Source organism: Devosia sp. CAU 1758 (assembly GCF_054482695.1).
Genome location: NZ_JBTLRJ010000001.1, coordinates 467,201 through 480,985, shown reverse-complemented (window position 1 = coordinate 480,985; position 13,785 = coordinate 467,201). Strand labels below are relative to the sequence as shown.

Annotated in this window: 14 protein-coding genes; 2 read left to right on the top strand and 12 right to left on the bottom strand. The window is 61.9% G+C overall.

All coding sequences use genetic code 11. The features are described from left to right. Window positions 1-7 precede the first annotated feature (7 nt). Window positions 8-1,147: a succinylglutamate desuccinylase/aspartoacylase family protein gene (locus ACXYMS_RS02310; RefSeq protein WP_458903410.1), complete on the top strand. Its 1,140-nt coding sequence runs from the start codon at window positions 8-10 to the stop codon at window positions 1,145-1,147. Here ACXYMS_RS02310 and ACXYMS_RS02305 read toward each other — a convergent pair. From ACXYMS_RS02305 to ACXYMS_RS02290, 4 genes are all read right to left on the bottom strand, one after another. Beyond that, on the bottom strand, window positions 1,144-3,516 hold the full coding sequence (locus tag ACXYMS_RS02305; RefSeq protein ID WP_458903409.1) for a putative bifunctional diguanylate cyclase/phosphodiesterase: 2,373 nt from the start codon (window positions 3,514-3,516) through the stop codon (window positions 1,144-1,146). The two genes, ACXYMS_RS02310 and ACXYMS_RS02305, sit on opposite strands and share 4 nt — an antisense overlap. Before the next feature lie 107 nt (window positions 3,517-3,623). Then, window positions 3,624-4,844, bottom strand: a complete 1,221-nt coding sequence (uxuA, locus tag ACXYMS_RS02300; protein WP_458903408.1) for a mannonate dehydratase — start codon at window positions 4,842-4,844, stop codon at window positions 3,624-3,626. 48 nt (window positions 4,845-4,892) lie between these two features. Further along, a complete protein-coding gene (locus tag ACXYMS_RS02295) occupies window positions 4,893-5,240 on the bottom strand; it encodes a DUF4326 domain-containing protein (protein WP_458903407.1) in 348 nt (115 codons plus the stop codon). Next, window positions 5,237-5,854, bottom strand: coding sequence for a trimeric intracellular cation channel family protein (locus ACXYMS_RS02290; protein ID WP_458903406.1), 618 nt, complete (start codon window positions 5,852-5,854; stop codon window positions 5,237-5,239). The genes ACXYMS_RS02295 and ACXYMS_RS02290 overlap by 4 nt, the downstream gene beginning before the upstream one ends. A 91-nt stretch (window positions 5,855-5,945) precedes the next feature. Between ACXYMS_RS02290 and ACXYMS_RS02285 the strand changes: the two genes are divergently transcribed. Further along, a complete protein-coding gene (locus ACXYMS_RS02285) occupies window positions 5,946-6,566 on the top strand; it encodes a hypothetical protein (protein ID WP_458903405.1) in 621 nt (206 codons plus the stop codon). Here ACXYMS_RS02285 and ACXYMS_RS02280 read toward each other — a convergent pair. The 8 genes from ACXYMS_RS02280 to lpdA form a co-directional block, all read right to left on the bottom strand. Next, entirely contained in the window at window positions 6,563-6,898 is a 336-nt protein-coding gene (locus ACXYMS_RS02280; protein ID WP_458903404.1) for a cupin domain-containing protein, read from the bottom strand. The two genes, ACXYMS_RS02285 and ACXYMS_RS02280, sit on opposite strands and share 4 nt — an antisense overlap. Before the next feature lie 4 nt (window positions 6,899-6,902). Continuing rightward, window positions 6,903-7,664 carry a 2-dehydro-3-deoxy-D-gluconate 5-dehydrogenase KduD gene (gene kduD / locus ACXYMS_RS02275; RefSeq protein WP_458903403.1) on the bottom strand — a complete coding sequence of 254 codons (762 nt, stop codon included), beginning with the start codon at window positions 7,662-7,664 and terminating at the stop codon, window positions 6,903-6,905. Then, a complete protein-coding gene (kduI, locus tag ACXYMS_RS02270; protein WP_458903402.1) occupies window positions 7,664-8,488 on the bottom strand; it encodes a 5-dehydro-4-deoxy-D-glucuronate isomerase in 825 nt (274 codons plus the stop codon). Before kduI ends, kduD begins: the two co-directional genes overlap by 1 nt. 9 nt (window positions 8,489-8,497) lie before the next feature. Next, on the bottom strand, window positions 8,498-9,238 hold the full coding sequence (locus ACXYMS_RS02265) for a FadR/GntR family transcriptional regulator (RefSeq protein WP_458903401.1): 741 nt from the start codon (window positions 9,236-9,238) through the stop codon (window positions 8,498-8,500). Window positions 9,239-9,242: 4 nt separating this feature from the next. Beyond that, window positions 9,243-10,523, bottom strand: a complete 1,281-nt coding sequence (locus ACXYMS_RS02260) for a TRAP transporter large permease (RefSeq protein WP_458903400.1) — start codon at window positions 10,521-10,523, stop codon at window positions 9,243-9,245. 5 nt (window positions 10,524-10,528) lie between these two features. Further along, window positions 10,529-11,056 (bottom strand): TRAP transporter small permease, encoded by a 528-nt coding sequence (locus ACXYMS_RS02255; protein ID WP_458903399.1) that lies wholly within the window; start codon window positions 11,054-11,056, stop codon window positions 10,529-10,531. A gap of 60 nt (window positions 11,057-11,116) precedes the next feature. Continuing rightward, complete coding sequence (locus ACXYMS_RS02250) at window positions 11,117-12,097, bottom strand: TRAP transporter substrate-binding protein (RefSeq protein ID WP_458903398.1); 981 nt, start codon at window positions 12,095-12,097, stop codon at window positions 11,117-11,119. A 255-nt stretch (window positions 12,098-12,352) separates the two neighbouring features. Next, window positions 12,353-13,762: a dihydrolipoyl dehydrogenase gene (gene lpdA / locus ACXYMS_RS02245; RefSeq protein ID WP_458903397.1), complete on the bottom strand. Its 1,410-nt coding sequence runs from the start codon at window positions 13,760-13,762 to the stop codon at window positions 12,353-12,355. Window positions 13,763-13,785: the final 23 nt, after the last annotated feature.

The window sequence follows — 13,785 nt, the reverse complement described above, 5'->3', positions numbered from 1 at the left end:
CATTTCCATGACCTTTCAGCAGCACTCCACCGTGCTGGCCGGCGATGCGCCGGGCCAGTCCACCACGCTCTACTGGTACACCGCCGGTCCAGATGACGCGCCCACCAAGGTATACCTGCAGGCCGCCCTCCATGCCGACGAGCAACCCGGCACCATGGCGCTGCATCACCTTCTGCCGATGCTGCGCGACGCTGATGCCGCCGGCACGCTCAAGGCCCGCTTCGTCATCTTCCCTTCGGTCAATCCGCTAGGCCTCGCCACCCGCGTGCTGCGCCGCCATATCGGCCGCTACGACCTCGAAACCGGCGTCAATTTCAACCGCCGCTGGCCCGACCTCTATCCTCAGATCGCTGCGGCGATTGCCGGCAAACTGACCAGTGACCCAAAGGCCAACCTCGCGACTATCCGCAATGCCGTTGGCGTCTGGCTCGACCAGCAGCAACCGGCGACAGCCGCCCAGCGCCTGCGGCTTCTGATCATGCAATCAGCCCATGACGCCGACATCATACTCGACCTCCATTGCGACGATGAGAGCCTCAAACACATCTTCACTTCACCCGACCTGATGCCCGGCTTGCAGGACTTGGCCGACCGCATGCAGGTCGCCGCGACCCTGACCGCCGAGGACAGCGGCGGCGGCTCCTTTGACGAAGTGCTGCCCAGCCTCTACCGCAAGGCGCAGAGCGCCAATCCCGCTTTCCCCATCCCTATGGGCGCCGAAACCGCAACGCTGGAGTATCGCGGTCAGGCCGACACCCATGATGTCATCGGCCTCGAAGATGCCATGGGCCTGTACAACTTCTTCGCCGATCGTCGCCTGATCGATGCAACGCCCCCAACAGCCACGCCCGCGCCTGGCCCGACCTCCTTGGAAGCCACCGAGATGCTCCGTGCTGACCGGCCGGGTTTGCTCGCCTATAGGGTTAACTTGGGTGACCGAGTGAAAAAGGGCGACGTCGTCGCCGACATCATCGCCATGGACGGGCCGGAAGCCTTCCTGCAACGCACGCCGCTGCGCGCCGGAACTGACGGCCTCATCCTCTCCCGCGCCACGGCCAAATTTGTCGTGGTCGGTTCGTCCGTCGCCAAGATCGTCGGCAGCGAAGTTTTGCCAGCCCGCGCTGGCGGATATCTGCTCGAGGATTAACTCGCCAGCGCGCGTTCTGGCTCAACTAGCGCCGTGGCGCCGCCGGCAACAGTGGAGAGCAGATAGGCCGGCAAATCCTCAGGCGTCAGCGGACGCGCGAAATAAAACCCCTGCAGCTGATGACAGGCGATCTCCGACAGGAACTCCGCCTGCTCCGCGGTCTCGACGCCCTCGGCGGTGATCCGGAGCTTCAGCGTCTTGGCCATCGAGGCGATGGCCCGCAGGATGTCGCGGGCAATCGGATCATTGGTCGAGGCCTCCACGAAGGAGCGGTCGATCTTGATCTTGTCGAAAGGAAACTTCAGCAGATAGCTCAGCGACGAATAGCCGGTCCCAAAATCATCCATGGCGATGGTGACGCCCAGTGCACGGATTTCGGCCAGCTTCTCGATGACCTCATCTGGATTTTCGATCAGGAGGCCTTCGGTGATCTCGATTTCCAGCCGTTTCGGCGCGAGACCGGAATCGCGCAATGCCCGCTGCACCACCCGTCCGATATCGGACCGGCGGAAATGCCGCGCCGAAAGATTGACGGCCACAGTCAGATGCTCTGGCCAGGCCGCCGCGGCGATACAGGCCTGGTTGATCGTCCAGTCGCCAATATCGACGATCAGGTCGGACTGTTCGGCAATGGCGATGAACTCGGCCGGCGCCACCAGGCCCCGCGTCGGATGATTCCAGCGGATCAGCGCTTCAAAGCCGGTCGGCAGCCCGTCCGTGGCGTTGACCAATGGCTGGTAGTGCAGCACCAGCTCGCTCCTGGCGATAGCGCCGCGCAGCTCGGCCTCGATCAGTCTTCGCTCGCGCTGCTCCGAGTCCATCTCGGTTTCAAAGAACCGGTGCATCGAACGTCCATCGGCCTTGGCACGATAAAGCGCCAGGTCGGCATTGCGCAACAGGTGGTCGGGGCGGATGCCATCATCGGGGGCCATGGCAATCCCAATGCTGGCCCCGATCAGAAACATGTCGCCCTCGATCACGAAGGGCTCGCGCATGACGCTGACCAGCCGCGCCGCAAGCGCTTCGACGGCTTCCCGGGTGCCCGCATCGGGAAGCAGGATAGCAAATTCATCGCCACCAAACCGGGCGGCAATATCGATGTCCTTGAGCTGCGCCTGCATGCGGGCAGCCACTTCCGTCAGCAGCCGGTCACCCGCCATATGCCCTTTGCTGTCATTGACCCCCTTGAACTGGTCGAGGTCGAGAAACATGACGGTAAACGGCGTGCCATAACGTTCCAGTCGCGCGACATTGAGTGTCAATTGCTCGGTGAACTTGGTCCGGTTCAACAGCCCCGTCAGCGAGTCGTGGTGCGCAAGCAGGGTAATACGGCGCTCGGCAATCTTGCGCTCGCTGATGTCAGAACCGGTGCCGAGATAGCCCAGATACTTCCCGGCTTCGTCAAAGGCCGGCTTGCCCGTCAGCCGCCACCAGCATTCCTGCCCGGTGATCATGATCTGGATTTCGACATCCTGGAAGGTTTCCCGCGCCGCTATGGCCCGCTCGATCCGGCGCACCAGCGGATCTGACGGCGCCGTGATCTCCTGCAAAAACAGATTAAAATCGGCCCCGATCAGGTCAGCTTCCGTAGCCCCGGTGGCCTTGGTGAAGCCCCCTGACAATCGGGTGACGATACCGGCCTGGTCAACGCCCCACACCCAGTCCGAGGCCGTCTGCTCGAACTCGCGCAGCAACAGGCCAATGATCTGGCCCTTTTCTTCCACCAACATCTCCGAGGCGCGCAGCGCTACGAACGCCGCCGCATGATTGAACACCACTGTCACCAGGATAAAGGTGAACCCACCAATCAGCGTGCCTTGCACCAGAATGTCGCCCGATTGCCCGAGGCCGGTAAGCCCGCGCAGCGAGCCGATGACGATAGGAATGGTCAACGCCGCAAGGGCCTGCGGGTAATTGATCAGTGCGATCAGCGAGATGCAAAGCAATCCGCCCGCACCCAGCAAGGCCACGGTACGAATGGCGATATCCTGTTCGACCGGCAATACCGAGAGGACCACGGCCCAAAGCACACCCACGCTCAAGGCGAGTATGACAGCCTGCGTTGCCGCGCGGCCGACTGCCTGCCCCGGTCGGCTCCGGGACGCCAGCGCCGTGGCGTAGAGGTGGATGATATTGATCGCACTCAGAAGAGCCGCCAGCACGCCGAAGCTGGGAAGGCCCCAGGTCACCACCATGAACACGGCCGAGACGATCAGCGAGGCGGCCATCAGCGCCGGAACCATCAGCGCCACCGAGGCGAGTTGCTGGCCAAGTAGTTTTTCGCGCAAAGCAGAAGACAGGCCGTCCGCACCAATCGCGCGGTCGACGAATCCATCGATCTGGGAAAAGGCGGCTCCGGGCGCAGACATGGTCCACACAATGAGCCTTACCCCTTAACATAGCGTATTTTTCTGTGTCCGCTTCAGTACCGGGGCCGCCATCCAGCCCCGGTTTCATCACCCGTGGACGTGGCGCCTCAGCGCTGCGGCAGTCCCCATCGCGCGTGTTCAAGCGCCGTCATCACGCCGCGCAGTTCCGCCAGTCCCTTCATCCGGCCGATGGTCGGATATCCCGGCTGCGAACGACGCCCGAGATCGTCGAGAATATCCTGTCCATGGTCGGGCCGCATCGGGATTTCCCAGTCCTTGCGGCCCTCGGCCTTGCGCCGGCGCTCTTCGGAGAGAACCGCCGCGATCAGCGCCACCATATCGGTATCACCCGCCAGGTGCTCGGCTTCGAAGAACGAGCCCGCAATGTCACCATTGTCGCGCTTGACGTTGCGCAGGTGCAGGAAATGCACCTTGGGCCCGAACCGCTCCATCATGCCGGGCAGGTCATTGTCCGGCCGGGCCCCAAGTGAACCCGAGCACAGCGTCATCCCATTGGCCGGACTGTCGACGGCATCGAGGATATATTTGTAATCTTCCTCGGTGGACATGATGCGCGGCAGGCCGAGCAGCGCGAATGGCGGATCATCGGGGTGACAGCAGAGCCGGAGGCCTAGCTCTTCAGCCACTGGCACCACCTCTTCAAGGAAATCCACGAAGTGGGTGCGCAACTGCTCGCGACTGATCGCGCCATATTCATCAAGGTGGTCCTGGACATCCTCCAGCGACATGGACTCGGTCGATCCGGGCAGGCCCATGGTCACATTTCGCGCCAGCTGCTTCTTGTCGTCCTCACCCATCGCTTCAAAGCGCCGTGCGGCCTCGTCGGCAATGGCATTGGTGAAGTCCGTGGCCGCTCCTGGGCGTTTGAGGATATGGATATCGAAAGCCGCGAAGTCATTGATATCAAAGCGCATGCAGGACCCACCATTGGGCACGGTCCATCGCAGGTCGGTGCGCGTCCAGTCCAGCACCGGCATGAAATTGTAGCAGATAGTCTCGATGCCACTATCGGCCAGATGCTTCATCGAGATCTTGTAATTCGCGACATGCTTGCGCCAATCGCCCTTCTGCTTCTTGATATCCTCGGTGACCGGCAGGCTTTCCACCACGTCCCAGGTGAGGCCCGATGCGGTCCCGTCCTTGCGGGTCGCAATTTCGGAATGGCGCTTGGCGATTTCCTCGGGCGTCCACACCACGCCATTGGGCACGTGATGCAGCGCGCTCACCACGCCTGCTGCGCCGGCCTGGGTAATGTCATCAATGCTGGTGAGGTCCTTGGGGCCAAACCATCGCCATGTCTGTCGCAACTTGAAGTCTCCATTCGCAAAATTCGAAAATGTCCGGCCTTGGCCGGACTAATCACTGGCCAGCCGCAGCAGGGTATCTACATGGCAGGGAGAGCCTTCCCGGCACCAGCAGGCGAGGTTTCTGCCCGCCAGCGCCGCCCGGATAACTGCTTGTTCCGGGCGTGGCCTGTCGGCCTCGATCTCGCCGGCCATCCATCGCCCATAGCGCGCCACGGCCTCGGCCTGCGCCGCATCCTTGTCGAGCCCGGTCTCGGTCATTATCGCATCGATTGTAAAGGGATTGCCCCAGGGTCCGGGGCGCGCCACCGACTGCGCCGGCAGGCCGTTCAACGCCTGTGACACGGCCTGCAGGTCAAACCCCGCCCGGCGCGACAAAACAATCCGCGCCGGCCTCATTTGCGCATGTCCCGGTCGTAGACGAATTTGGGCATTTCCCACTTCAGCACCAGCGCCAGCACGCGCAGCGAAAAGCCCAGGGCAATGGCAATCAGCACCATCACGTCGCCCGGCATGCCCCCGGTCAGGCCCAGGTAATAGACCACGCCGGTGACCAGCGAGACCGAGGCATAAAGTTCGCCCTGGAAGATCAGCGGAATGTCGTTGCACAGCACATCGCGCAGTACGCCGCCAGCCGTACCCGTCACCATGCCCGCAACGATGACGATGATCGGGTGCACGCCCGCCTCGATGCCGATATTGCAGCCGATCACCGTGAACACCACCAGCCCCAGCGCATCGAGCAGCAGAAACGGCCATTTCAGCTTGTCCACCAGCCGAGCCAGCGGAATCGTCGCCAGCGCCGCCCCGCAAACCAGCAGCAGTACATAGGGGTTTTTCACCCACACCAGCGGATAGTGGTCGAGCATGATATCGCGCATGGTGCCGCCGCCAAGCGCGGTCACGCAGGCGATCAGGCACACCCCGAACCAGTCCATGTTGCGGCGCCCGGCCGCCAGCGCCGCCGTCATCGCTTCTACGGAAATGGCAATGTAGAAGGCGATCAGCAGCATGGCGCATGTCCTCCGTATCGTCGAAACCGGATTGCCCGAACGGGCTTACGCCTCCAGCATGTGCCCGTCGCCCGCCAAGGAAACAAGCCCCATGCGCCAACCCCGCACTGTCCGCGCTCTTGAGGAGTTCGGCCGCACCCGCCTCAGCGACAGCTTCTTCATGCGCGACTTTCTCTATTCCGAGATCGCCGCCATCCACGGCTTCACAAACCTGCCCGACAATCCCGACCTCGCCATTGCTGCCGGAACACGCCTCTGCCAGGACTTGCTCGAACCCCTCCAGCAGCGCTTTGGCCGCATTTCCGTGCGTTCTGCCTATCGCTCGCCCGAGGTCAATGGCTTCGGCAATGCCGACAAACTCAACTGCGCCGCCAACCCCAAGAACTATGCCGGCCACATCTGGGATCGACGCGACGCCGAAGGCCGCATGGGCGCCACCGCCTGCATCGTGATCAACCGCTTCATCCCCTATTACGAGCGCACCGGCAATTGGGAGGCCATGGCCTGGTGGGTACACGATCACTTGCCCTACTCCGATATGGAGTTCTTTCCCAAGTTCGCCGCCTTCAACCTGCACTGGCACGAAGTGCCAGTGCGAACGATCTACAGCTTCATCCCGCCCCGCCGTGGTCGGCTTACAGCGCCCGGAAAGCCCAACTGGACCGGGCAGCACGGCGAACATTACGCCGCCATGCTGGCAGAACTGGGCTAGACGAAATCCTGCCGCATGGGCGTGAACACATCGACCAGCCGGCCCTTTTCCAGCGCCACGACGCTGTGAACGACGCCGGTCGGCACGATGAAGCTGCCGCCTTGCCTCACCACTTCGACCTTGCCGTCGATGGTCACTTCAAAGCTGCCTTCGGCGACATAGCTGACCTGGATATGCGGGTGGCTGTGCGGCGCGCCCACTGCCCCCTTGTCGAAGCCGAATTCCACCTGCATCAGCTCGGGTAGGTGGATCAGCACCCGGCGCGTATTGCCCGGCGCCAGTTCGGTCCATTCGGTTTCATTGGGCTGGGCGAAAAGCTTCTGTTCAGTCATGTCATTACCTCGTAAGCCAGCCACCATCGACCGGGATGACGGCGCCATGCATGTAGTTGGAAGCTGGCGCCAGCAGGAACACAGCGGCATCGCCGATATCGGACGGCACGCCCCAGCGACCCGCCGGAATGCGCCCCAGGATCGACGCTGACCGGTCCGGATCATTGCGCAGGGCCTCGGTATTATTGGTCTCGATATAGCCGGGCGCCACCGCATTCACATTAATGCCCTTGGCCGCCCATTCATTGGCGAGCAGCCGCGTGATCCCCAGCACCCCGCTCTTGGAGGCGGTATAGCTGGCGACCCGGATACCGCCCTGAAAGCTCAGCATCGAGGCAATATTGACGATCCGCGCCGCGCGACCCGCCGCAATGGCTTTCTTGCCGATGGCCTGGCAGAGAAAGAACATCGTCTTGAGGTTGACGTCCATCACCGCGTCCCAGTCGTCTTCGGTGAAATCGACCGCGTCGACTCGCTTGATGATCCCGGCATTATTGACCAGACCGTCGATCGGACCATGTTCATTCCATGCCGCGTCGAACATCGCCTGCGCGTCCTTGGTAGACCCCAGGTCCGCACGCACCTCCGCGAAGTCGGCACCCTGCCCCGCCATTAGCGAGGCAGTTTCTTCCATGGACGAGCGACCGACCCCGATCACCTTGCCGCCGGCCCGGCCGATGCTGAGGGCAATGCCCTGCCCGATACCGGTATTGGCGCCGGTGACCATCACGGTATTGCCGGATAGGGAGAAGGCGCCGAGATCCATCAGCGTAGGTCCTCCATGGCGACCTTCTCGACATCGGTATAGTCGACATTGTCGCCAGCCATGGCCCAGATGAACGTATAGGCTCCGGTGCCGGCACCACAGTGGATCGACCACGGCGGCGACAGGATCGCCTGCTCGTTGCGCACGATCAGGTGCCGGCTTTCGTCCGGCTCGCCCATCAGGTGCACCACGAAAGCATCGGGCTTCAGGTCGAAATAGAGATAGGCCTCCATGCGCCGGTCATGCACATGCGCAGGCATGGTGTTCCATACCGAACCAGGGGCGAACTGGGTCAGGCCGACGACCAGTTGGCAGCTCTTGAGATCGTTGGTGTATTGGTAAATCGAGCGTTCATTAGCGGTCTCGGCGCTGCCCAGGTCGAGGCGCTTTGCGCCCGACTGCTGCAGCAGCGTCGTGGGATAGCTCGCATGGGCTGGCGCGCTCAACAGGTAGAACTTTGCGCCCTCCCCGGCAAACCGCACATCCTTTGCCCCCATGCCGATATAGAGCATGTCGCGCGACCCTACTGCATGGTCCGAACCATCGACCGAGATCGTCCCGGCTTCCCCGATATTGACAGCGATCATCTCGCGCCGGTCCAGGAAATTGGCCGTGCCGGTAGGCTTGATGACATCGAGTTTCAGCGCCCCGCCATTAGGCACGGCCCCGCCCACCGCCATGCGGTCGTAATGGGTGTAGGTCCAGCGCACCTGACCGGAAGCAAACAGATCGTCGATCAGGAAGTTCTCGCGCAACTCACCGGTGCCCATGGCCGCAGCCGTCACGGGATCAATGGCAAATCGGATATCGAAATCGGTACTCATGGAAACGTCCTAATTGGTCTGACTTTGTTCGGCCAGGCGACCGCGATAGCGATCCTGGCTGCGCGAAAGATGGTCCCGCATCGCCTCACGCGCGCCATCGGCATCGCGGGCAGTAATGGCGGTGAGAATGCGGCGGTGCTCTTCATGCAGGCCCACTTGGTATTCATAGGTCAGCACGCTTTCCGTGCCCCAGGGCGAGGCCACGTCGCACGGAATGGTGCGGCTACCCAGGGCATCGAGCACTTCGAGATAGAACGGATTATTGGTCGCGGCCGCTACGGCGCGATGGAATGAAAAGTCTGTCTTGCCGGTCGGCGTGCCCTGCGAAAGCAACCGCCCGAACTCATTCCAGGCTTCCTGGATCGCGGCGACCTGACTGGTGCTGTGGCGCTGTGCCGCAAGGCCAGCCGACTCGATCTCGATGCCCATGCGCACTTCGAGCACATTGAGCGCCACCGAAATCTTGTTCGAGCGCTCCCCGGCAATGGCGCTGAAGGCCGAACTCGCCTGTGCCATGACAAAGACACCGGCACCCTGGCGCGACTGCACCATGCCATCGGCGGCTAGCGCCGCAATGGCCTCGCGAACCACAGTCCGGCTGACCCCGAAATGAGTGGTCATCTGGCTCTCGGTCGGCAGCTTCTCACCTGGGCCGAACTCGCCGGCTCCGATGCGCTTGCGCAGTGCATTGACCACCAATTCGGCGAGTTTTGGTTTTCGGGCAGGGAGCGAAACGTCGATTAGGGACATGCCATCACCGGAACAGGCTGGGCAGCCACAGCGACAGTGCCGGGATATAGGTCACGAGTCCCAGCACGGCGATGCCCGCCAGATAGAACGGCCAGACGCTGCGCATCGCCGTCCAGATGGAAATCTTGCCCACGGCCGCGGCCACGAACTGCACCGGCCCCAGGGGCGGCGTGTTGAGGCCAATGCCCAGGTTCAGGATCATTATGACGCCGAAATGCACCGGATCGACGCCAAAGCTGGTGACCATGGGTAGGAAGATGGGGGTGGTGATGATGATCAGCGGCCCCATGTCCATGAAAGTGCCGAGCAACAGCAGCAACACATTGATGAGCAACAGCACCATCAGCGGATCGCTGGTCAGTTGCGTCACCATTTCGGTCAGCATCGGGGCAACTCGCATATAGGCCATCAGCCAGCCGAACGAAGCCGCAGCGCCGATGATGAACAGCACCATGGCCGTCGTTCGCACCGCGCCGATGACGCAGTGAACGAAGTTCGACCAGTCCATGGAGCGATAGACGACCAATGTCACGAGGAAGGCGTAGATGACGGCGATGCAGGAGCTTTCCGTCGCCGTGAAAATGCCGGAGCGTACCCCGCCAAAGATGATGGCGATCAGCATCAGGCCCGGAATGGAGATCAGGAAATACTGGAATGCCTTGGCGAAGCCCGGGAAAGGCTCTGTGGGGTACCCGCGCCGGCGCGCCACGATATAGGCGGTGATCATCAGCGCCAGCGCCAGCAACAGGCCGGGAATGACGCCGGCCGTGAATAGGTCCGCAATGGAGATACGGCCACCGCCTGAGAGCGAATAGATGATCATGTTGTGGCTGGGCGGCAGCAACAGCGCAATCAGCGCCGCCATTGAGGTAACGTTGACCGCATAGTCGGCGCCATAGCCGCGCGCCTTCATCTGGGGGATCATGATGCCGCCTACTGCGGCCGCCTCTGCCACAGCCGAGCCGGAAATCCCGCCGAACAGGGTCGAGGCAACGATATTGACCTGGCCGAGCCCCCCGCGCACATGCCCGATGATCGATCCGGCAAAGGCGATGATCCGCGCGGCGATCCCTCCCCGCATCATCAGGTCGCCGGCAAAGATGAAAAATGGAATAGCCATCAGCGTAAAGGCGGAGACGCCAGAATTGAGCTGCTGGAACACAACCACCGGCGGGCGGCCCAGATAGACGATCGTGGCAAGGCTGGCGATGCCGAGACAGAAGGCGATGGGTGTGCCGACAAACATCAGGCCGCCGAAAACCCCAAAAAGAACCCAGTATTCCATCGTGATCAGACCTCAGTAATAGCGGGTTCGGCGGAGTCGGCATCGACAGGTTCGCCGGCTAGGCGCAACGCCATGCGCTCCAGGATGAACAGGCAGATCAATGCACCGGAAACCACGATGGGCAGGTAAGTGACGGTCTGGGGCAGGCCGAGCACCGGAATGCGCACACTGGCGCCGCGAATGGCCAGCTCGCCGCCAAACCAGACCATGCCGAAGCCGAAGCCGAAAATGGCGATATCGCTGACGCTGCGCAGCCAGGGCGTGGCGCTGTCCGGCAGCGCGTAGAGCAGCACGTCGAAGCCCATATGAAACCTTTCGCGCACGCCAACGGCCGCGCCAAGAAAGATGAACCAGCTCATGATCTGGATGGATGCCGCCTCGGTCCATGACGGCGAGGAATTGATGACGTACCGCATGAAGACCTGGTAGGCCACGAGCCCGGTCATGGCGACAAGGCCAGCCCCGGAGAGCCACAGGGCGAGGGTGGACAAAGCGTGAAAGACACGACTAGCCGATAGGAGCCCGCTTTTCATCGGCTCAATCTCCTTGAATCAGATGCCGGGCCGGCCGCAGGACCGGCCCGGCGAAAGGCATCAGCCTTCGGTGGCCTGAATGCGAGCCACCAGGTCCTGCAGAGCAGGATCGGTAACATACTTGTCGTAGACCGGCTTCATCGCGTCGATGAACGGAGCCTTGTCGACTTCGTTGATCGTGACGCCCAAAGCCTCGACCTTGGCCTTGGATTCCACTTCCTTGGCAGCCCAGAGTTCACGCTGATAGGCGACCGATTCCTTGGCCGCTTCACGCATCGCGGCCTGGTCTTCGGCGGAGAGGCCATCCCAGACGATCTTGGAGACCACCAGCACCTCGGGCACCATCAGGTGCTCGTTGAGCGAGTAATACTGGGCCACTTCGGCATGACCGGCAGTGTCGAAGCTGGGATAGTTGTTCTCGGCACCGTCGATGACGCCGGTCTGGATACCCGAATAGACTTCGCCATAGGGCATCGGGGTGGCATTGCCGCCCAGGGCCGCAACCATGTCCACGAAAATGTCCGAGCCCATGACGCGGAACTTCATGCCTTCCATGTCGGCCAAGGTATTGATCGGCTTCTGGCTGTTGTAGAAGGAACGGGCGCCGCCGTCGTAATAGGCGAGAGCCACCACGTCCACAGCGTCAAATGCCGCCAGGATTTCTTCGCCGATAGGACCGTCAAGCACATTGTGGAAGTGCTCGGTCGAGCGGAAGATATAAGGCAGCTGGGTAACGGTAGCGGCCGGAACCTGGGTGCCGAAGGCGCCAATCGAGATGCGGTTCAGGTCGATCACACCGAACTGGGTCTGCTCGATCGTATCCGCTTCCTGGCCAAGTTGGGCCGAGTGGAACACTTCAACCGAATAGCGGCCGTCGGTCTTTTCGGAGAGCAACTCACCGAACTTCTTGACCGCTTCGACGGTCGGGTACCCATCTGGATGGGTGTCCGAGGAGCGCAGCACCGTCTGGGCGCTGGCAGCCGAAACCATAAGAGTAGATGCGATGACGGCAACAGCCGCCATCTTAGGCAGATGAAACATAATTGTCCTCCCAATGTGTCTCAATGGCCGGCTGTCCATAGGTCCTTGCCGGCCTGAACGGCAGATCATCCTGCCGCCGGCCCGTCTTTTCGTTTGCCGATCGGCGAGCCTTGGACAAAACTGGTATGGAAGAAGAAGTGACAAGTCAACATACAATAATTGGTATGTTGTATGATGACTTTGGACGGTCAGTGCGAGTCAGGAAACCAAGCTCATGGCCCGGGCCGCTGACTTCATTGGCTATGGGGCGACGCCCTAGATGTGGATCGCGCCGTCGCCCAGCGACAGCGCGGCCTCTCGAATGGCCTCGCTCAGCGTCGGATGGGCATGGGTGGTGCGGGCGAGATCTTCCGAAGCCCCGGAGAATTCCATCAACGTCACCAGCTCGTGGATCATCTCGCCGGCATTCTTGCCCACGATATGCGCGCCCAAAACCCGGTCGGTCTCCACATCAGCCAGTATCTTAACGAAGCCCTGCGTGGCCAGCATCGCCTTGGCGCGGCCATTGGCGGTGAAGGGGAACTTGCCGATCTTGTAATTGATGCCCTCAGTCTTGAGCTCGTCCTCGGTTTTGCCCACCGAGGCGACTTCGGGATTGGTATAGACCACCGCCGGAATGGCCGCATAATTCACATGCCCCGCCTGGCCGGAGAGGATTTCTGCCACCGCAATGCCTTCGTCCTCGGCCTTGTGCGCCAGCATCGGGCCGGTAATTACGTCGCCAATGGCATAGATGCCGTCGACCGAGCTCTTGTAATGCGCATCGACACGCACCCGGCCGCGCTCATCCAGCGCAACCCCGGCAAGGTCGAGGCCTAGTCCCTCGGTGAATGGCTTGCGGCCGATGGCGACCAGTGCCACATCGGCATCCAGCACTTCGGCTTCCCCGCCCTTGGCCGGCTCAACCTTGACCTTGAGCGAACCGTCTTCCTGCTTTTCGACCCCGGCCACCTTGCTCGAAAGCTTGAATTCCATGCCCTGCTTCTGCAGCATGCGCTGGAACTGGCGGGCCACTTCGCTGTCCATGCCGGGCAGGATGCGGTCGAGATATTCAACCACCGTCACCTGGGCGCCTAGGCGCATCCACACTGAGCCAAGCTCCAGCCCGATCACCCCGGCTCCGATGACCACCAGCCGGTTGGGGACCTGCTCCAGCACCAGCCCGCCGGTGGAGGTAACTACGGTCTTTTCGTCGATCTCGATGCCCGGCAGGTTCGCCGACACCGAACCGGTAGCGATCACGATATTTTTGGTGACGATCTCGACCTGCGAACCGGTCTGCGGCGTCACCAGCACCTTGCCGGCTGCGGGGATCGACCCGATGCCGCGGAACACGGTGATCTTGTTCTTCTTGAACAGATAATCCACGCCGCCGACATTGGAGGCCACCGTCTCGGATCGATGGTTCTGCATCTGCTTGAGATTGAGCTGTGGGGCGGGAATATCGATGCCCAGCGCCTTGAAGCCATGCCCTGCCTCTTCGAACAGTTCGGAGGCGTGCAGCAGCGCCTTGGAAGGGATGCAGCCGATATTGAGGCAGGTGCCGCCCAGCGTCGCCCACTTCTCCACCACGGCCACCTTCATGCCCAGCTGTGCCGCGCGAATTGCGCAGACATAGCCGCCCGGGCCCGAGCCGATGATGGTAAGGTCGAATTGGTCTGCCATTGTCTTCAAGCCCCAGAGAGTTT

Bases quoted from the DNA above. Each gene is read 5' to 3' on its own strand.
- ACXYMS_RS02280 (WP_458903404.1), bottom strand. From the start codon at position 6,898: ATGACTGAACAGAAGCTTTTCGCCCAGCCCAATGAAACCGAATGGACC.
- ACXYMS_RS02290 (WP_458903406.1), bottom strand. From the start codon at position 5,854: ATGCTGCTGATCGCCTTCTACATTGCCATTTCCGTAGAAGCGATGACG.
- ACXYMS_RS02265 (WP_458903401.1), bottom strand. From the start codon at position 9,238: ATGTCCCTAATCGACGTTTCGCTCCCTGCCCGAAAACCAAAACTCGCC.
- ACXYMS_RS02250 (WP_458903398.1), bottom strand. From the start codon at position 12,097: ATGTTTCATCTGCCTAAGATGGCGGCTGTTGCCGTCATCGCATCTACT.
- ACXYMS_RS02260 (WP_458903400.1), bottom strand. From the start codon at position 10,523: ATGGAATACTGGGTTCTTTTTGGGGTTTTCGGCGGCCTGATGTTTGTC.
- kduI (WP_458903402.1), bottom strand. From the start codon at position 8,488: ATGAGTACCGATTTCGATATCCGATTTGCCATTGATCCCGTGACGGCT.
- ACXYMS_RS02285 (WP_458903405.1), top strand. From the start codon at position 5,946: ATGCGCCAACCCCGCACTGTCCGCGCTCTTGAGGAGTTCGGCCGCACC.
- kduD (WP_458903403.1), bottom strand. From the start codon at position 7,664: ATGGATCTCGGCGCCTTCTCCCTATCCGGCAATACCGTGATGGTCACC.
- ACXYMS_RS02310 (WP_458903410.1), top strand. From the start codon at position 8: ATGACCTTTCAGCAGCACTCCACCGTGCTGGCCGGCGATGCGCCGGGC.
- ACXYMS_RS02305 (WP_458903409.1), bottom strand. From the start codon at position 3,516: ATGTCTGCGCCCGGAGCCGCCTTTTCCCAGATCGATGGATTCGTCGAC.
- ACXYMS_RS02255 (WP_458903399.1), bottom strand. From the start codon at position 11,056: ATGAAAAGCGGGCTCCTATCGGCTAGTCGTGTCTTTCACGCTTTGTCC.
- lpdA (WP_458903397.1), bottom strand. From the start codon at position 13,762: ATGGCAGACCAATTCGACCTTACCATCATCGGCTCGGGCCCGGGCGGC.
- ACXYMS_RS02295 (WP_458903407.1), bottom strand. From the start codon at position 5,240: ATGAGGCCGGCGCGGATTGTTTTGTCGCGCCGGGCGGGGTTTGACCTG.